Source organism: Streptomyces sp. cg36 (assembly GCF_041080675.1).
Lineage (GTDB): Bacteria > Actinomycetota > Actinomycetes > Streptomycetales > Streptomycetaceae > Streptomyces.
Genome location: NZ_CP163520.1, coordinates 34,794 through 52,730 on the forward strand (window position 1 = coordinate 34,794; position 17,937 = coordinate 52,730).

Annotated in this window: 21 protein-coding genes; 16 read left to right on the forward strand and 5 right to left on the reverse strand. The window is 71.4% G+C overall.

What is annotated here, in order from left to right; genetic code table 11:
* Positions 1-303 precede the first annotated feature (303 nt).
* The gene (locus AB5J87_RS00150; protein WP_369372508.1) at positions 304-1,413 is read left to right on the forward strand and encodes an enolase C-terminal domain-like protein; all 1,110 of its coding nucleotides are present in this window, start codon (positions 304-306) and stop codon (positions 1,411-1,413) included.
* 387 nt (positions 1,414-1,800) lie between these two features.
* Here the strand turns inward: AB5J87_RS00150 and AB5J87_RS00155 are convergent, their stop codons facing one another.
* A complete protein-coding gene (locus AB5J87_RS00155) occupies positions 1,801-2,529 on the reverse strand; it encodes a class I SAM-dependent methyltransferase (RefSeq protein ID WP_369372510.1) in 729 nt (242 codons plus the stop codon).
* Positions 2,526-2,819, reverse strand: a complete 294-nt coding sequence (locus tag AB5J87_RS00160; protein ID WP_369372512.1) for an HAD family hydrolase — start codon at positions 2,817-2,819, stop codon at positions 2,526-2,528. Before AB5J87_RS00160 ends, AB5J87_RS00155 begins: the two co-directional genes overlap by 4 nt.
* Positions 2,820-2,934: 115 nt before the next feature.
* On the opposite strand from AB5J87_RS00160, the gene AB5J87_RS00165 reads away from it, so the two are divergent.
* The 12 genes from AB5J87_RS00165 (at position 2,935) to AB5J87_RS00220 (ending at position 11,374) form a co-directional block, all read left to right on the forward strand.
* A complete protein-coding gene (locus AB5J87_RS00165) occupies positions 2,935-3,174 on the forward strand; it encodes a hypothetical protein (protein WP_369372514.1) in 240 nt (79 codons plus the stop codon).
* 159 nt (positions 3,175-3,333) lie between these two features.
* A complete protein-coding gene (locus AB5J87_RS00170; protein ID WP_369372516.1) occupies positions 3,334-4,404 on the forward strand; it encodes an SDR family oxidoreductase in 1,071 nt (356 codons plus the stop codon).
* Between the two features lie 2 nt (positions 4,405-4,406).
* Positions 4,407-4,730 carry a plasmid stabilization protein gene (locus tag AB5J87_RS00175; protein WP_369372518.1) on the forward strand — a complete coding sequence of 108 codons (324 nt, stop codon included), beginning with the start codon at positions 4,407-4,409 and terminating at the stop codon, positions 4,728-4,730.
* A 282-nt stretch (positions 4,731-5,012) separates the two neighbouring features.
* Positions 5,013-5,465: a hypothetical protein gene (locus AB5J87_RS00180; RefSeq protein ID WP_369372520.1), complete on the forward strand. Its 453-nt coding sequence runs from the start codon at positions 5,013-5,015 to the stop codon at positions 5,463-5,465.
* On the forward strand, positions 5,462-5,731 hold the full coding sequence (locus AB5J87_RS00185; protein WP_369372522.1) for a monovalent cation/H+ antiporter complex subunit F: 270 nt from the start codon (positions 5,462-5,464) through the stop codon (positions 5,729-5,731). The genes AB5J87_RS00180 and AB5J87_RS00185 overlap by 4 nt, the downstream gene beginning before the upstream one ends.
* Positions 5,728-6,030, forward strand: coding sequence for a monovalent cation/H(+) antiporter subunit G (locus tag AB5J87_RS00190; protein ID WP_369372524.1), 303 nt, complete (start codon positions 5,728-5,730; stop codon positions 6,028-6,030). Before AB5J87_RS00185 ends, AB5J87_RS00190 begins: the two co-directional genes overlap by 4 nt.
* Entirely contained in the window at positions 6,027-6,317 is a 291-nt protein-coding gene (locus AB5J87_RS00195; protein ID WP_369372526.1) for a Na(+)/H(+) antiporter subunit B, read from the forward strand. Before AB5J87_RS00190 ends, AB5J87_RS00195 begins: the two co-directional genes overlap by 4 nt.
* Entirely contained in the window at positions 6,314-7,069 is a 756-nt protein-coding gene (locus tag AB5J87_RS00200; protein WP_369372528.1) for an MnhB domain-containing protein, read from the forward strand. The genes AB5J87_RS00195 and AB5J87_RS00200 overlap by 4 nt, the downstream gene beginning before the upstream one ends.
* Positions 7,069-7,416: a sodium:proton antiporter gene (locus tag AB5J87_RS00205; protein WP_369372530.1), complete on the forward strand. Its 348-nt coding sequence runs from the start codon at positions 7,069-7,071 to the stop codon at positions 7,414-7,416. Before AB5J87_RS00200 ends, AB5J87_RS00205 begins: the two co-directional genes overlap by 1 nt.
* Before the next feature lie 4 nt (positions 7,417-7,420).
* On the forward strand, positions 7,421-9,244 hold the full coding sequence (locus tag AB5J87_RS00210) for a complex I subunit 5 family protein (protein WP_369372532.1): 1,824 nt from the start codon (positions 7,421-7,423) through the stop codon (positions 9,242-9,244).
* Positions 9,245-9,832: 588 nt separating this feature from the next.
* Positions 9,833-10,609 carry a hypothetical protein gene (locus AB5J87_RS00215; protein WP_369372534.1) on the forward strand — a complete coding sequence of 259 codons (777 nt, stop codon included), beginning with the start codon at positions 9,833-9,835 and terminating at the stop codon, positions 10,607-10,609.
* A gap of 450 nt (positions 10,610-11,059) precedes the next feature.
* Entirely contained in the window at positions 11,060-11,374 is a 315-nt protein-coding gene (locus tag AB5J87_RS00220; RefSeq protein WP_369372536.1) for a hypothetical protein, read from the forward strand.
* A 117-nt stretch (positions 11,375-11,491) separates the two neighbouring features.
* Here the strand turns inward: AB5J87_RS00220 and AB5J87_RS00225 are convergent, their stop codons facing one another.
* Positions 11,492-11,737: a hypothetical protein gene (locus AB5J87_RS00225; RefSeq protein WP_369372538.1), complete on the reverse strand. Its 246-nt coding sequence runs from the start codon at positions 11,735-11,737 to the stop codon at positions 11,492-11,494.
* 213 nt (positions 11,738-11,950) lie between these two features.
* Positions 11,951-13,498, reverse strand: a complete 1,548-nt coding sequence (locus AB5J87_RS00230; protein ID WP_369372540.1) for an MDR family MFS transporter — start codon at positions 13,496-13,498, stop codon at positions 11,951-11,953.
* A gap of 150 nt (positions 13,499-13,648) precedes the next feature.
* On the opposite strand from AB5J87_RS00230, the gene AB5J87_RS00235 reads away from it, so the two are divergent.
* Positions 13,649-14,254, forward strand: coding sequence for a TetR/AcrR family transcriptional regulator (locus AB5J87_RS00235; RefSeq protein ID WP_369372542.1), 606 nt, complete (start codon positions 13,649-13,651; stop codon positions 14,252-14,254).
* Between the two features lie 327 nt (positions 14,255-14,581).
* Here the strand turns inward: AB5J87_RS00235 and AB5J87_RS00240 are convergent, their stop codons facing one another.
* On the reverse strand, positions 14,582-14,860 hold the full coding sequence (locus AB5J87_RS00240) for a transposase domain-containing protein (RefSeq protein ID WP_369383311.1): 279 nt from the start codon (positions 14,858-14,860) through the stop codon (positions 14,582-14,584).
* 543 nt (positions 14,861-15,403) lie between these two features.
* On the opposite strand from AB5J87_RS00240, the gene AB5J87_RS00245 reads away from it, so the two are divergent.
* Positions 15,404-16,765, forward strand: coding sequence for a bifunctional o-acetylhomoserine/o-acetylserine sulfhydrylase (locus AB5J87_RS00245; RefSeq protein ID WP_369372544.1), 1,362 nt, complete (start codon positions 15,404-15,406; stop codon positions 16,763-16,765).
* Positions 16,762-17,913 carry a homoserine O-acetyltransferase gene (locus tag AB5J87_RS00250; protein ID WP_369383312.1) on the forward strand — a complete coding sequence of 384 codons (1,152 nt, stop codon included), beginning with the start codon at positions 16,762-16,764 and terminating at the stop codon, positions 17,911-17,913. Before AB5J87_RS00245 ends, AB5J87_RS00250 begins: the two co-directional genes overlap by 4 nt.
* Positions 17,914-17,937 lie beyond the last annotated feature (24 nt).

Below are 17,937 nucleotides of genomic sequence, written 5' to 3' on the forward strand. Positions count from 1 at the left end.
GGCCCGTGCCGTCAAGGGCGACACCGACCAGCCGCTGTCCGCCTGCACCGGCCTCATGACCCCCTGCACCGACACGGTGGGCGGCATCACCGCAGCCGCCGACGCGCCGCGCCGCGAACTCCCCCGCCCGGGCCCAGGGGGCGTCCTTGCCGCGCCGACAGCCCACCGGCTGTCCCGCCTGCGTCGCAAGGGCCCGGCCACTGGCCCGCCGCGTGCGCCGTTCACCCGCGCTGAGGGCACCTGGGGCCCGGCCGACCTGCCATCCGTCGGTGCAGCAGCCCCCCGCGCTGTTGGAGAGGCGCCGTGAACACCACCGGTGCACCGGCCCTCGAGCGCCTGGACGTGCAGGTCCTGCAGTTCCCGACCGACGCGCCGGAGGCGGACGGAACCCTCGCCTGGGACCGCACCACCATGGTCCTGGTCCAAGCCTGCGGCGGTGGCGCCACCGGTCTCGGCTACACCTACGGCGACCCGGCAGCCGCCCAGGTGGTCACCGGCCTGCTCCACGATGTGGTCGTCGGCCGTTCGGTGTTCGACGTGCCGGCCGCGAACGAGGCAATGAGCCGTGCGGTGCGCAACGCCGGCCGGCCCGGCTTGGTCTCCGGCGCGGTCTCCGCCGTCGACATCGCCCTGTGGGACCTGAAGGCCCGCGTCCTGGGGCTGCCGCTGACGGACCTGCTCGGCCGGGCCCGCGCCGACGTGCCCCTCTACGGCAGTGGCGGCTTCACCACCTATGAGCACCGGCGGCTCGCCGAGCAGGTCGAGGGATGGGCCGGGCAGGGCTTCACCCGCTTCAAGATCAAGATCGGGGAGAGGTGGGGCGCCTGCGAGCGCCGTGACCTGGAACGCGCCGAGCAAGCCCGCGCCCTGATCGGCGATGACGCGGAGCTGTACGTGGACGCGAACGGCGCCTACACCCGCAAACAGGCTGTGCGAGTGGGCCGGACGCTGGCCGGGCTGGGCGTGTCGTGGTTCGAGGAGCCGGTCTCCTCCGACGACCTCACCGGCCTCGCCCACATCCGTGACACCCTCACCGCCGACATCGCCGCCGGCGAGTACGGCTACGACCTGCCGTACTTCGCCCGCATGATCCAGGCCGTCGACTGCCTGCAGGCGGATGCCACCCGCTGCGGCGGCATCACGGTGTGGCTGCGCGCGGCGGCCCTCGCCCACGGCCACGGCCTGCAGCTGTCGGGGCACTGCGCCCCGCACGCCCACGCCCACGCCGCGGCCACCGTGCCGAACCTGCGCCACCTGGAGTGGTTCCACGACCACGTCCGCATCGAGAACCTCCTCTTCGACGGCACCCTCGACCCCGCCGACGGCACCCTGCGCCCGGGGCAGGGCGGTGAGCCCGGGCTCGGCCTGACGATCCGGCCCGAGGTGGCGGAGCAGCACCACGTCCGCCCCTGAAGCCGCCCCGCCCAGGGCAGGCAACCCAGCACCCGGGCCCCGCGGGGTGGGCGGCGCAAGGAGCCGACCGGGGCGCCCAGCGGGGGCCACCGCCCGCACCCGCCCCGCAGGACTCCTGCGCGGTGCTCGCCGAGGACGAGCGCGACGCGCCAGGCGAGCCGCGCGGCGACACCCTACGCACCCGGCACGCCCACAAGGACACCGCCGGCACCGACACTGCCGCGCACGCGGGGGGAATTCCTGAGCAGACAGCGATCGGGCCTGGGCCCGGCTGACCGTTCGCCCGGCGATCACCAGGAGGCGCCCTCGATGCCGTGGCGCACTGCGAGCGGCGGGCGCGGCCACGCTGTGTGCGGCTCGGGGCTGCACGGGCAGCGGTGTCCGGCGCTAGCAGGCAGGCCGGTACGCGGCCATGAGGTCGGAGCGGGGAGCCTGGACGGTATGCAGGCCGACGGACCGGAGCTCCCGGGACAGGAGCGCGGCCGGGGCAGGCCACAGATCGAACGTCTCCAACTCTTCACGCACCACCTCCCCGTCCCGTTCCACGCGGTAGGCGAAGACGGCCCGCAGGGCTCCCTGGTGGGGCCGGCGGGTCACGTGCGCGCTGTACTGGTCGGGGCCGACCCGGACCGGCCCGAGCCGGATCGCCGGCCCGGGCCCGTCGGGCAGGTGATCGGGCGGAGGATCGAAGAGCAGCAGACCGCCGGGCACCAGGGCTGCCGCGACCGCCTTCCAGACGGCACGGCGGGCGGCGGGGTCCAGGCAGGCGATCACGTTGGAGGCCACCGCCAGGTCCGCGACCTCACTCAGGCCCGCGGCTTCGAGGGGTTCGGGGTGCAGGGCAACGCGGGCACGCCGGTCGGCGCCCAGACGGGCCAGGCGCGAGGCCAGTGCGGCACGCATGGCCGGGGCCGGCTCGACCGTGTGCACGGGCACGCCGGAGGCCTCCAGCAGGACCTCGGTGACGATGCCGGTACCCGCGCCGACGTCCAGGATCGCCCGGCGGGCGCGCACAGCGGCCTCGGCGAAGCGCCGCTCGGCCACACGGCGGTCCGTCTCCGCCTGCAGGAGGTCGTAGAACTCCGCCGAGACCGCGTAGCCGCCGGTGTCGCTCACCGCGTGCACCAGCCGGACCGGCCGGTGCGGCGGACCGGGTCCGCGAAGGCGCTGTCCTCGATGTGCGCGAGGAGCTCACCGACGCCGGCATGGCCCTCGAGGACACCTGCCGCGCGCAGGGCCCGCTCGCCGAACCCGCCCGTCAGCACCGCCACGCACGCCACCTTGGCCTGGGCGGCCTGCACATCCCAGAGGGCGTCGCCGATGAGCAGGGCCTGCGCCGGTGCGGCGCCGGATTCGGTGAGGGCGGCGTGGACCGGGTCAGGGGCGGCGGATACGCCGGCGTCCACGGCCTCGGCGCGGGTGAGAGTGGTCGAGCGCGTCGTCCGCGTCCAGCACGCGGCGCACAGCCGCCAGGACCCGAGAAGAGGCGGAGGAGGCGAGAGTGACCGTCCAGCCGCGCCGATGCAGCTCCCGCAGCAGGCCGGCGGCGCCGCCGAAGGCCCGCCGACGCGGCCAGAGCCGGGCAAACAGGGCCTCGCGGGCCGCGCTGACCGCCGCGTCCTCGCCGTGGTCGCCTTCCCCGCCGAGCCGGTGGTCCAGGAGCGGGTGGCCGCCCTTGCCATCGCCCCGTGGATGCGGGCCATCGCCGCAATGGGGCCGAACTGCGCGCGTGCCCCGGACCCTGCGGTCGTGTGCCAGTAGCTGGTGCCCAGCAGGGTGCCATCGATGTCGAACAGCGCGGCGGCCTGCATCCGGGGCTCCCTCCTTCGGGATCGGCCCGTTCGACGCTACGGGCCGGCGGCGCGACACGCGCGGCCGCCGCGCCGTTTGCCGTGCCGGATCGGGGAAAGCCGGTGCAGCATGGACGATGAGGAACCTCGTACCGTGGTGATCACCGGGGCCAGTGCCGGCATCGGACGCGCCTGCGCCGTGGCATTCGCCGCCTGCGGGGACCGGCTCGCGCTGATCGCCCGTGGCCGGGCCGGCCTCGATGCAGCGGTGCGTGAGGCCCAAGAGGCGGGTGCCGCCCAGGTCATCGCCATCGCGGCGGATGTCTCCGACGCCGGCGCGGTTGAGGCCGCGGCCGCCCGGGCCGAGGCGGAACTCGGGCCGATCGACGTGTGGGTCAACGACGCGTTCGCCTCCGTGTTCGCCCCGTTCACCGAGATCACCCCGCAGGAGTTCCGGCGGGTCACCGAGGTCACCTACCTCGGCTATGTGTACGCCACCCGGGCGGCTCTGGACCGGATGCTGCCCCGCAACGCCGGGGTGATCGTGCAGGTCGGCTCCGCGATCGCCTACCGCGGGATCCCGCTGCAGAGCGCCTACAGCGGCGCCAAGCATGCCATCCAGGGCTTCAACGAGGCGCTGCGCTGCGAACTCCTGGCCTCGGGGACGCGGGTGTGCACGACGATGGTACAGATGCCGGCCGTGAACACCCCGCAGTTCGACTGGGTGCGCTCCCGCCTGCCCAACCAGGCTCAGCCCGTCGCACCGATCTACCAGCCCCAGGTGGCAGCCCGCGCCGTCCTGTTCGCCGCCGCCCACCCCCGGCGGCGCGAGTACTGGGTCGGCGCCAGCACCGCGGCCACGCTGCTGGCCAACGCGGTCGCCCCCGGCCTGCTGGACCGCTACCTGGCCCGAACGGGCTACGGCTCCCAGCAGGAGAACCGCCGACGGCGCGCCGGGGACCCGGACAACCTGTTCGAACCGGTCGACAGCACACGGGACTTCGGGGCACACGGCCGCTTCGACGAACGGGCCCGCCGGCACAGCCGCCAGCAGCGGGCCGCGCACATGCTCGGCGCGCTCGCCGCCGGGGCGCAGCGAGCGGCCGGACGGGTAGGGGCGGGTTTGCCCGGTGCCGAAAGCGGGTTCCTCTCACGGATGCGGAGAACACACGCCCCGCGGCCGTCGGACAGGAAGGTGTGACCATGCCTCGCGGATCGAGCCCCAAGCGAGAGCGGCAGTACGAGCACATCAAGGACAGCGAACGGGAGCGGGGGACGAGCCAGAAGCGGGCCGAGGAGATCGCCGCCCGCACCGTGAACAAGGAGCGCGCCCAGCACGGGGAGTCGAAGACGGCCAGCCGCAGCTCGGTCAAGGACACGTCCCCGTCCAAGCGGGGCGGGCAGCACTCCCACAGCGGCACCAAGGGCCCGACCAAGGAACAGCTGTACAACGAGGCGAAGAAGCGCCACATCCGCGGCCGTTCGAGGATGACCAAAAAGGAACTCGAACACGCCCTCGGCCGATAGGAGTTCCACGATCATGGGCACCGTCCCCGTGCCGCCCAGCCCCCCACACCACCCCCCTGCCACCCCACGGGCCCCCGCGGCCTCCGGGCCCGCTGCGGCCCGTCGAACCACCGGACCCGCCGGAGCCGGTCGAGCCGGAGACCGGCCGGCCCCGCCGTGCACTACCCCCGCACTGAACCGGGCGCCCGCCGGGCGCCGGGCCGGGCGGGTGGCCCCTGCGCGTGCCGTCCGCCGCGCCCGGCCCGGCAGCACGGACCATGCTCAAGAGGACGGGAGGTCGGGGTGCGCGTGCTAGTGGAGGTACTGGTGTGGTGGGCGGTGCTGACGGGCCTGACGGTGGTGCTCATCAGCTCCGTGTCGCCGGTAGAACTGCTGGTGGCCGTCGCCTCCGCGCTGGGCGGCGCGTTCACGGCCCACCGGATGCGCCGGGCCGCGGGCGGTCACCTGCGCGGGGGCCGGGGGGCGCCGGGGGCGCTTCGTGCGCTGCCGGGATCGGTGCTGCGCGGTCTGGTCGCGCTGGGCCCCGCCCTGGGCGCCGGCCCGGCGGGCGCGACCGTGCGCCAGGTGCGGCTGCGGCCCGGGGCCGGGGCAGGGTGGGCCGGCACGCTGCTCGCCGTCTCCCCGGACACCTGCGTGATCGACGTTCCCGCCGATGACGAGGTCGTCGTGCACGCACTGCGTCCAAAGGCCGGAGCGGTGGAAATGGCCGTGGCGGACAAGGACGGTGAACGGTGAACGCGTGGACGGCCGCGGCCCTGGTCCTGCTCGCCTTTCCGGCGCCGGCGTGCCTGTGGGTGGCTGCCCGCGGCACCGCGGTGGGCCGCCTCGTCGGAGCGTCGCTGTTGTCCAGCGTGGCCGGTGCGGTCTTCCTGCTGCTGCCCCGTGCCTACGACCGGTCCTCCTATCAGGACCTCGCGCTGATGCTCGGCGTGCTGGCTCCGGCCGGAACCCTCGTCTTCACCCGCCTGGTCACCACCCGCCACGACGGGAGGACGCGTTGACGCCGCATCACGTGGTCGTGATGGTGCTGCTGTGGGCCGGTGTGGGGTGCATGCTCCTGTCCGCGGCCGCCCTTCTGCGGCTGCAGGGCACCCTGATGCGGCTGCACGCCCTGGCCCCCGCGTCGGTGGCGGGAGTGCCGCTGATCGCCGCGGCCGTGGCGGTCGGCCAGGGCCTGGGCCGGGCGGCCGTCAAAACCCTGTTCATCGGGCTGCTCTTCGCTCTCGGCGGCACCGTCACCGCGATCGCCGTCGGGCGCGCCGCCCGCCAAGGCGAGGCAGAAGGGAGGGACGAGGGGTGAACGCCTGGCTGATCGGTGCCGCGGTCGTCTTCGTCGTCCTGGCCGCCACAACCGCGGTCCTCACCCGGGACCCGGCCCGCCAGGCCGTCGTCCTGGCCGTGTTGGGCCTGGGCCTTGCGGTGATGTTCGCGGTGCTGCAGGCCCCCGACGTGGCGCTGTCCCAGCTGGCCGTGGGCACCGCGCTGACCCCGCTGCTGATCCTGCTCACCGTCCGCAAGGTCACCCACCGCCCCACCCGCGAGAGCGGCGGCGAACACGACCGGTCACGCAAGCGGGACCAGCGGTGAGTACGCGCGCCAGGCTCGTCATGTTCCTGCTCGCGGCCGCAGTGGTCGCCGCGTTCTTCAGCGCCGCGTGCGCCCATCTGCCGCCGTTCGCAACCCCGGACCATCCGTACGGGGAGCGGGCCGTGGCGGCTGCCCTGGAACGGCGTACCGCGAACGTCGTGTCCGCCGTCAACTTCGACATCCGCGCCTTCGACACCCTGGGCGAGGAGTCCATCCTCTTCGGCACCGTCCTCGGCGCGACCCTGCTGCTGCGCCGGGCCCGCGACGAGCGCCACCGCCGCCCCGTGGCCGAGCGCGTGATGCCCACCACCCGGCTGTTCGCCACGCTGCTGCTGCCGGTCACCCTGGCCGTGGGCGTGTACACCGTCGCGCACGGCCAGCTCTCGCCCGGCGGCGGCTTCCAGGGCGGCGTCGTGCTGGCCACCGCCCTGCATCTGGCCTACGTCGCCGCCGACTACCGGGCCCTGCAGAAGGTGCGGCCGCTGGTGGTCCTGGACGTCGCGGACTCGCTCGCTGCCGCGTCCTACACCCTGGTGGGACTCGCCGGTCTGATCACCGGCGGAGCATTCCTGCAGAACGTGCTGCCGCTGGGGACGTTCAACACCATCACCTCCGGGGGGACGGTGCCGGTACTGAACGCCACGGTCGGCGTCGAGGTCGCCTGCGGCCTCATCTGCCTGCTCGCGCACTTTCTCGACCAGGCCGTCGAATTCACCGGCCCCGACCAGTACGAGAAGACAGGAGACAGGTGATGGGGACGTGGGTCTTCCTGGCCGCCGGATGGGTGCTGCTGACCGCTCTGTTCGGCCTGGTCACCAGCCGCAACCTCATCCACGCCATCGGCTGCCTGACCGTCGCCCAGTCCTCCACCTACCTCCTGCTCCTCGCCGTCGGCTACCGGCGCGGCGCCACCGCACCGGTCTACTCCGACCTCACCCCCGGTACCCGCCCGGTCGTCGACCCCGTCGTGCAAGCCCTGGCCCTGACCGACGTGGTGGTCGGCGCGACCGTCACCGCGCTGCTGCTCGCCCTGACCATCCAGCTGCACAAGCGCCACCACACCGTCGACCCGCAGTCCCTCACCGGCCTCAAGGGCTGACACCGTGACCGAAGCCACGCTGCTGCCGCTCGCGGTGGCCCTGCCCCTGCTCGGCGCGGCCCTGCTCGCCGTCGCCGGCCGGGCCTTGCCGCGGCTGGGCTGCGACATCCTGGCCACCACCTGCGCCAGCGCCGAAACGGCCTGCCTCGCCCTGCTCTGGACCCGCACCGACGGCCACCTCGCCACCGCCGACCTGGGCGGATGGCCCGCCCGCCTGGGCATCGTGCTCGCCGCCGACCCGATCGGCGCGGGCCTCGCGCTCCTCGTCGCGGTCCTGATCCTCGCCGTGATCGTGTATTCCTGGCGCTACTTCGACGAACCGACCGGTGAGCACGCCGGTGCCTTCCCCGCGCTGATCCTGCTCTTCGAGGCCGGGATGGCCGGCTTCGCGCTCACCGGCGACCTGTTCAACGCCTTCGTCTTCTTCGAACTCATGGGCGCCGCCGCCTACGCCCTGACCGGCTACCACATCGAGGACCCCCGCCCCCTGCACGGCGCCCTCACCTTCGGCATCGTCACCTCCTTCGCCGCCTACTGCTCCCTGCTCGGCATCGGCTTCCTCTACGCCCGCACCGGCGAACTCAACCTCGCCCGCCTGGGCCAGCAGCTCGCCGGCCACCACACCGACATGCTCACCGTGGTCGCCTTCGTCCTCATCTGCACGGCGCTGCTGGTCAAGGCCGCCGCCGTGCCGTTCCACTTCTGGCTGCCCGACGCCCACGCCGTCGCCCCCACCCCGGTGTGCATGCTGATGTCCGGCGTCATGGTCGAACTCGGCGTCTACGGAATCGCCCGCGTCTACTGGACCGTTTTCTCCGGCCCCGGCGGCATCCCCCACGCGGCGTTCCGCACCACCTTCACCGCCCTCGGCGTGCTGACCGCACTCCTGGGCGCGCTGATGTGCTGGCAGCAGCGCCATCTCAAGCGCCTGCTCGCGTTCTCCACCGTCAGCCACGTCGGGCTGTTCCTGATCGGTGTCGCCCTGCTCACCCCCGACGGCGTGGCCGGCACGGCCCTTTACGTCGCCGCGCACGGCCTGGTGAAGGCCGCCCTGTTCGCCCTCGCCGGGGTGCTCCTGGACCGCTACGGCTCCGTCGACGAACACGGTCTGCACGGCAGAGCCCGCAACCTGCGCCTGGTGGGCGTGCTGTTCGTGGCCGGCGCGCTGGCGCTGGCCGGGCTGCCTCCGCTCGGCACCGGCCTCGGCAAGGCCCTGGCCGAGGAGGACGCCGCCCGCTGGCAGCCCTGGCTGCCCGCCGTGTTCGTCACCGCCTCCGCCCTCACCGGCGCCGCCGTACTGCGCGCGGGACTGCGCATCTTCTTCGGCGCCGGCCCCGCCCCGCGCAGGCGGCCCGACCAGGAGGAGACCACCGGGCAGGGCGAGGAACCGGAGATCCGCTCACCCCAGCGCACCGCGCCGCCCACCATGACCGTCGTCCCGGCCGTCCTGCTCGCGCTGGCCGCCTGCATCGGCGTCCTGCCCGCCGCCGCGACCGCCCTCGCGAAAGGAGCAGCCGTCTTCACCGACCCCGCCCGCTACACCGCCACCGTCCTCGCCCTCCCCCAGCCGGCCGGTGAGGGCAACCCGCCGCCGGCAGCCGACTGGACCATGCCCGGCGTACTCCTCGGCCTGCTGTCCACCGCCCTCGCAGTCGCCCTGGCCACTGCCGCCGTCCACCAGCGGACACCCGAGCTGTCCGCGCACCACCCGGCGGCCCGGGCCGTGCGGACCCTGCGCCGCCTGCACTCCGGGCACCTGGGCGACTACCTCGCCTGGCTCACCGTCGGCGTCGCCGCCCTGTGTATCGCTCTCGCCGCCCAGACCTGAACCTCAGCCCTCCCCGTGAAGCCGTGGCGAGCTGTCGGTGCTGGTGCTCTCGCGCTCGGCAGTCAGGATGGCTGGACTTGGTCGAAGAGGGCGCCCGTGATCCCGGCGTGCCACACTCTGAACTTACGCATGACTCTCCCAAAGGGTGTGAGCGGATCAGAGAGATGACCCCTACGGCCCGACGGGGGAAGTGGCCGAAGATCGGTTACGGTGCAACCCAGCAAAGGCACACGGCAGTTGGCCTGGGGTGCGCCAGAGTCTTCACAGGACGAACGGCGGCTGATTCAGTGCCCCCTCTCCGCCCATTCCCTTGTGCCTCTGACCGGTCGGAACGGTGCAGCGCCGGGACCCTGGCTACGGACCGTGCGCGTCATGCCAGGAGCGCGAGCCCTCGATACTTCACCAATGGGTCTTACATAAAAAGCCTTATTTTATCGTCCGTTTTGAAGCTGCTCTCTGCTTCCCCGCGCCCCGCCGAATCCAACAGTGCGCCCGTGCTGTCCCGCCCGCGTGCGGGAGGCAGCGGGAAGTCTGGCAACGACGGCGTGGACGTCAGTGCCACCTGGCTGACTGCGAAGCGGAGTTGCTATGCCTGTGCTCGGATTCGTGCTGCTGATCGGCCTCACTGCGGCAGCCACCGCTTCCGTATTTCTTACTGCCCGATTCATCCCCGTCTCATCGCGCAAACGACACAACGACGTCCTCGGGTTCGTGTACGCGGAGATCGGCGTCATCTATGCCGTCGTTCTGGCGATGATCGTAGTAGGCGTCTGGGACACACACTCCCGCGAGCACGCAAACACCTATACCGAGACCAACGCCCTGCTTCAGATTTCCTGGTACGCCCGCTCCCTGCCGCAGCCGGACCGCGCGACGTTGACCCGGCTCACCGAGTCCTACACTTCCACCGTCATCGGTCAGGAGTGGCCGCTGCTGGGCCAGGGGAAGGACAGCGCGGCTGCGTGGACCCTCTTCACCGCCCTGCGCGACTTCGTCAACACCCGCCAGCCTCAGAGCGGAGCTGATCAAGCCCGTTACCAGGGCGCTCTGGAGGCGGTCGGGCAGCTCGGTGACGCGCGGCGCGAGCGCGTGAACGAGGCCGCCACCGCCGGGGTCCCACCTCTGCTGTGGGCCGCACTGCTGGTGGGCGCGCTGATGACCGTGGGGTTCGTGTATCTCTTCGAGGTCGGCAGCCTCCGCGTCCAGGCCGGCGCGGTCTGCGCGCTGACCCTGACCGTGGGGGTCATGTTGCTTATCGTCTATGAGTTCAACTACCCGTTCAGCGGCCCGCTGAGTATCAAGCCCACCGCGTTCGAGCTCGCCCTGCAACGCATGCGGGCAGTAGGCACATTGGGATTTGCGTAACACCACCGTCCTGGCCGTCGTCCGGCCACAGGAAAGCGCCGGCAACCAGGAGGGGAAGCTCGCGACCACGGCCCACGACTCAATGGCCGGGGAACAGGCATCCCCTGCGGCAAGCACGCGCGGCCACATGCGGCGATCCGTGGTCGCTGAGCTGGGCCACCAGCCGGCCGGTCACACGCTCACTGCCAGCATCGCCGCCCTGGACAGCGGCGAGGAGACCGCCACCCGCGCACTGCACGAGCTCACCGGACTTCCCGCGCCGGCCGAAGACCGCTTCGGCCGGCTGATTTCCGGGTCAGGCCCCGGCCGACCCGACCCCTACCCGGAACCGGACCCCGTACGCCAGAACGACAGTCTGCACACCGTCGCCCGCGCGGCGGGTCGCGTACGGATGAAGGACCGGCTGACCGCTCTGGTACGCCCGCATGGCGAGATCCTGGGGTGCTGGCAGTGGCCGATGCCTTGGACGAGGCCGACGAACACACCGTGTTCGCGCTCGAACACGCCGCCACGTCGCTCGCCCTGGAGCTGGCGCACCTGCGCGGCGTGGCCGAAGTGGAGCTGCGGCTGCGCCGCGAGCTGGTCGACGACCTCCTGACAGCGACGGACCCCGCGAACGCCTACGCCCGGTCCGAGGCAGTGGGACACGACCTCCACCGCAGCCATCACGTCGTCGTCTGGAGTGGTCGAACCGGCCCGCGGACGACTCGTTCGCCCAGACCGTGGGCCGGGCGGCCTCCGCCACCGGCATGCGTTCGCTGCTGACCCGACGCTCCGAGCACGTAGTCCTGGTCGCTGACGACAGGCCGCGTGCTCGCGCGCTGCACGAGGCGAACGTCGAATAGAGGCTCAACCTCCAGGTGGTCACCCGAGTGTGGAAGATCATGCTGGGCGGATCCGGCCGACGCGCCTGCCGTCAGCTGTGCCGGCGGGCCGGTGCAGGTGTCGTACGCCAACTCCGTCATCGAGGCCGGCCTCGATGACGGAGCCGTCGGCGAAGTGGAGTTGACGGTGCTCCGTCGTGGGCTCGCCGACGGAGCACCGTATGTGGCCCCAGCTCAAGGTGCCGGCGTCGAGCGACTTCAGAGGGACGTCGCGCAGTACGCGGTCGATCTTCGTTTGAAGCATCCGTCTTCTTCCGGGACGTGGTGGAAGACGGTTCAGGAAGGCACTGCCCTCCGCTGCCATCTCGGCGCGAGATGCGGTGGAAGTCGTCCAGTAGTCCCGCTTCCCGCGGGCGGTCCGGCGGTTGTCCGCGTGCTGGTCGAAAACGTGGGACGGGGTGGAGCTCAATGGCGGTGCCTTGTTCGTGTTGCCTGTGCTGTGTTGGCGTATGGCGTGTCAGTTGGCGGCGGGGGCGGGGGCGGGGGTGGTCTGGGCCCGGTCGGCCGAGGGTGCGGGCGGGCCGGCCTTCTTCAGAGGGACTTCGATGACGAAGGACGCGGCGAAGAAGCCGAGGAGGCAGAGGATTGCGGCGGTCAGGAAGATGTGGCTGGTGCCGGTGGTGACCGCCTGGAGGTAGGCGTCGTTGGCGCCGGCGGGCAAGTGGTGCAGGGCGGCCGGGTCTGTTGCGGCGCCGGCGGGCAGCGAGGGCTGGACTGCGCGGGTGAACAGCGAACCGAAGACCGCGACGCCGAGGGAGCCGCCCAGGGTCCGGAAGAGGTTGACGGAGCTCATCGCGGCGCCCATGTCGCGCAGGGGCACGCTGTTCTGCGCGATGGTGCCCGACATCTGCATGGTAAATCCCAGGCCGATGCCGACGAGGGCCATGTACAGGCCGGTCAGCAGCTGTGAGGTGTCGGTGCTCATGGTGGCCAGGAGCCCGAGGCCGGCCGCGAGGAACAGGGTGCCGAGGACGGGGAAGATCTTGTACTTGCCGGTGGCTGACATGACCTTGCCCGCGACGGTCGAGGCGATCACGACGGGGATCATCATGGGCAGCATCAGCAGTCCCGAGTTGGTGGCAGAGGCGCCCTGCACGGACTGCTGGAACAGCGGAAGGTACAGGCCGACGCCGAACATGACCACACCGGCGGCGAGGATCATCACCATCGCGAGCGGGTAGTTGCGGTGGTTGGTGAACACGCTCAGCGGCAGCAATGGCTCACTGGCCCGGTTCTCCACGGCGAGGAACGCGGCCAGTGCGATCACGGCAGCCGCACCGAGGGCGAGGATCTGCCAGGAGTCCCAGGCGTAAGTGGTGCCCGCCCAGGTCGCGGCCAGCACGATCGCGGTGATCGAGCCGGTCAGCAGGCCGATGCCCGCCCAGTCGATCTTCGCCTTGATGCGCTGGGCCGGCATGTGCAGCTTCAGCCACAGCCACACCAGGGCGATCAGGCCGAGGGGCAGGTTGACGAAGAAGGCCCAGCGCCAGTCGAAGCGGCCGGTGACGAATCCGCCGAGGAGCGGGCCGCCGATGGTACCGATCGCCATCACCGAGGCGGTCATGCCCTGGTACTTGCCCCTCTCGCGCGGTGGTACGAGCGCACCGATCAGAGCGAAGGCGCCCGCGCCGATCCCGCCGGCGCCGATGCCCTGTACGACGCGGAAGGCGATCAGCCCGGTCATTGAGTGGGCGGCTCCGCAGAGCGCGGATCCGACGATGAACACGGCGATCGACGCCAGAAACACGGGCTTGCGGCCGAACAGGTCGCCGAACTTTCCCCAGATCGGCGTCGTGGCGGCGGTCACCAGCGTGTACGCGGTGACCACCCAGGAGATGCGCTCCAGCCCGCCCAGGTCGGCGACGATCGTCGGCATCGCGGTGCTCACCACCATGTTGTCGAGCATGGACAGGAGCATCGCGAGCATGACGCCGAGCAGCACCCAGCGCACGTTCTTGGGGACGGCCGAGGGGCCGGAAACGGGGAGGGAATCGGACGTGGACATGCCTGATCACTCCTTTCGGAGACGAGGAATGCAAGGGAGAGGCCCGCGGGCTGAGGCCCCACGGCGACCACTCCAGAAGAGCACAACGGTTCAATAAGTGCAACGGCTCAACTTTTGCATCCGGTCAACCCGACGAGGTAGAGTCTGGGCATGAGCGACACCGACAGCGGCTCCGCACCGGTGGGGCGCCGCGAGCGCAAGAAGGCCGCCACCCGCCAGGCCATCGCCGACGCCGCGCTACGGCTGTTCCTGGAGCGCGGCTACGACGACGTCGGCATCCGCGAGATCGCCGAAGCCGCCGATGTCTCCACCACCACGCTGTTCAAACACTTCCCGGTCAAGGAAGCTCTCGTCTTCGACGAGGACGCGGACCGGGAGGCGCACCTGCTCGCCACCGTGCGTGAACGCCCCAAAGGCCAGTCGATCCCCGCGGCACTGCGCGAGCACGCGCTGCGCTCTCGCATGGCCACAACAGGCAGCGACGCCCCGTTCACCGCCTACCTCGACCTCGTGAACAGCACACCGGCCCTGCGCGACTACTCACAGGCCATGTGGCTGCGCCACACCGCCGCCCTGGCCCAGGCCATCGCCGAGGAAAGCGGCCGACCTGCCGACGACCCCCGGTGCACCGCCCTGGCCCACTTCGCCCTCGAAGCACCCCGCGCGGCCCGCGGACACGAGGACCCCCGCCAAGCGATCACCCTCGCCTTCGATCTCCTTGAGAACGGCTGGCAGGCCCTCGCCCCCGCCGGATGACCTCCCGCCGCCGCATGTCGCAGGCTTTTCCGCCACGGCGACCATCCGTGCCATCGGATAGCCCGTGGGGCTGCGCCGAGAACCGCATTTGCCGAAAACCTCCCGGTTGCCCTCCGAGTCGGACGCCGCCAACAGAATTCCGTCAACGGCCAGGACGCGCAGGCCGTAGAAGGATTCCGGGGCCCTGTCCCAGAGGGCGCGTCATCGCGTGGAACAGGTCTCGCATCACCGTCCAGCCGCTTCTCTGCCCGGCCCTCGTCAGGGAGGATTTATTCACTCCCGACCACGGCCGCAAGCCCAGTTCGCCGCCTTCAACAGCCGCAGAACTTAAGGATAGTCGACCCGCGGGAACAGACACAGCCCCAGGACGAAGTACACCGTAAAGCGAGCCGACAGCAAGCGCCGGCGCTTCTCCCCGGATCCCGCCTCACCTACGACCCGGTCCACCAGATCAGGCGGACACGAACGGGTCAAGATCCCCAACCCCAGCCGCTCCAGACGCGACACCAACACGAACGACCCATTGCCCTGGCGCCCCAAAAGCAACGCCATTGTCATGATCAACAGGGAGAGCAGACGTGCCGTCCCGGAGGCCGGGGGCCCCATTACGGGGCTGATCAAGAAGGTAAGGGGGCGAGCACGTGCACGACGAACAGAGGGAAACACCACCCGGCGCTGACAGAGCTGCACGGGAGACTGAATGGTGGACGCGCCGAGCCCGTCAACCACGCGGTTGACAGCGGCGTCCTCTGCGGGGCCGCCCCCTCGGAATGGACCAGTTCGCCGGTCAGTTCCCTCTTCTGTCCTGCGTCGCAGACGGTACGAACGGGGCTCATCGACGAGGCATCGCTCCGTTTTCCAAGTCGTGCTGGTGCGCCGTCACCATCTGTGGTTACCTGAGCCCATGACCGTGCTCGTGACCCGCCGCCACGTTGACTACGTGCGTGTCACCACCACGGGTTGTTCCGCCGTGAGCTGACGCCGCGCGCTCCGGCATCTGATCCCCCTTTTCTTCACCTCGCGCCTCTCCACCTCGCGCGCTCTCTGCACCATCGTGCCGCACCTTCCTCCGGGCCTGCCCTCTTCAGGCCCGGACGGCAGCCGCACGGTCTCTTCAGGCACCCCGCACGCATCGCACAAGGGAGAACCATGAGCCAGCCGATCGACTCCGTCACCGCCGGCCACATCCCCAAGGACGAACCAGCCGGCCCCGACGCCTCGGCCTGGTCGTTCGAGACCAAGCAGATCCACGCCGGCGCCGCGCCGGATCCCACGACTGGGGCGCGGGCGGTGCCGATCTACCAGACCAGCTCGTTTGTCTTCCGCGACACCCAGCACGCCGCCGACCTGTTCTCACTCGCCGAGCCGGGCAACATCTACACCCGTATCCACAACCCCACCCAGGACGTCTTCGAACAGCGGATCGCCGCCCTCGAAGGCGGGGTTGCCGCGGTGGCACTGGCCTCCGGGCAGGCCGCGGAGACCCTCGCCATCCTGACACTGGCGAGCGCGGGCGACCACATCGTCTCCAGCACGTCCCTGTACGGCGGCACCTACAACCTGTTCCGCCACACCCTGCCCAGGTTCGGCATCGAGGTGTCCTTCGTCGACGACCCGGACGACCTCGAAGCCTGGCGAGCGGCGATCCGGCCGGACACGAAGGCCCTGTTCGCCGAGACACTCGGCAATCCGCGCGGCAATGTGCTCGACGTACAGGCGGTGGCCGACGTCGCGCACGCGGCGGGCGTCCCGCTGATCGTGGACAACACCGTGCCCACCCCGTACCTGCTTCGGCCCGTCGAGCACGGCGCCGACATCGTCGTGCACTCCGCGACCAAGTTCCTCGGCGGCCACGGCACCACCATCGCCGGCATCGTCGTCGACGGCGGGACCTTCGACTTCGGCGCCCACACCGACCGGTTCCCCGGCTTCAGCGAACCTGACCCCAGCTACCACGGCCTGCGGTACTGGCCCGCGCTCGGCCCGGGTGCCTTCGCCGTCAAACTGCGCGTGCAGCTGCTCCGCGACATCGGGCCGGCCCTCTCTCCGCACTCGGCCTTCCTGCTGCTGCAGGGCGTGGAGACGCTCAGTCTGCGCCTCGAACGGCACTCCGCGAACGCCCAGGCTCTGGCCGAATGGCTGGAACAGCGTGACGAGGTCGCCGCCGTCCACTACCCCGGCCTGGAATCCAACCGGTGGTACGAGGCAGGGCAGCGCTACCTGCCGCGCGGCGCCGGCGCGGTCCTGGCCTTCGAGCTGAGGGACGGCGCCGAAGCGGGCAAGCGGTTCGTCGACGCTGTCGAGTTGTTCAGCCACCTTGCCAACATCGGCGACGTGCGCAGTCTCATCATCCATCCGGCGTCCACCACCCACAGCCAGCTTGACGCGGCCCAGCTGGCGGCGACCGGCGCCTCACCCGGCCTGGTCCGCCTGTCGGTCGGCATCGAAAACCTCGCCGACCTCAAGGCGGACCTGGAGGCAGGCTTCCGCGCGGCGAAGAGCGCGTCCTGAACACCGTACTGGCGACCTCCGAGGCCCCCCTCCCCCCGGCCTCCGGGGCCTGGCGGGAGGGGGACCCCCCGGGGCGCCGCCAATGGCACGTACAGGAGAAACCGCTGCCACTGGAGGCCGGCGGTGAACTGCCCGGTGTGCGGCTCGCGTTCGAGACCTGGGGGCGACTGGCTCCGGACCGCTCCAATGCCGTCCTGGTGCTCCACGCGCTCACCGGTGACAGCCATGTCGCGGGACCGGCCGAACCCGGACACCCCACCCCCGGCTGGTGGGACGGGCTCATCGGGGCCGGTCTGGCACTGGATACCGACCGCTGGTTCGTCGTCGCTCCCAATGTGCTGGGCGGCTGCCAGGGCAGCACTGGACCGGCGTCCTTCACACCGGACGGACGCCACTGGGGTGGCGGCTTTCCTTTCCTGACACAGCGTGACCAGGTGGCGGCAGAGGCTAACCTGACCGACACGCTGGGCATCGACCGCTGGGCACTGGTCGTCGGCGGGTCGATGGGCGGAATGCGGGCGCTGGAATGGGCCGTGTCGCATCCGGAACGGACGCGGGCGCTGCTGCTGCTTGCCACAACGGCCGCGGCGAGCGCGGAGCAGATCGCCTGGGCGCACATCCAGCTCCATGCCATCCGCAGCGACCCTCACTGGCGCGGCGGCGACTACCACGACGCCGGCCCCGGGCTCGGCCCGCACGCGGGGCTCGGCCTGGCCCGTCGCCTCGCCCACGTCACCTACCGCAGCGAACCGGAACTCCAGGTGCGTTTCGGCCGCGCGCCGCAGGGGGCGGAGGACCCGTGGACGAGCGGCCGGTACCAGGTGGAGTCCTATCTCGACCACCACGCCGCCAAGCTCGTGCGCCGCTTCGACGCGGGCAGCTACGTCACGCTCGCAGAGGCCATGAACAGTCACGACATCGGTCGCGGCCGAGGCGGTACGCGCGCCGCCCTGAGCCGTGTGACAGCCAGAACCCTCGTCGCGGGCGTCGACTCGGACCGCCTCTATCCACTGTCCCAGCAAGCGGAGTTGGCAGCCGGAATCCCTGCAGCGGATCGCGTCCGGGTGGTCGAATCCCCGTACGGTCACGACGGCTTCCTCATCGAGGTGGAACAAGTCGCCGCACTCGTGAGCGAACTCGTCGGCTAGGCCGTTCGGAAGGACCTGCCTGAG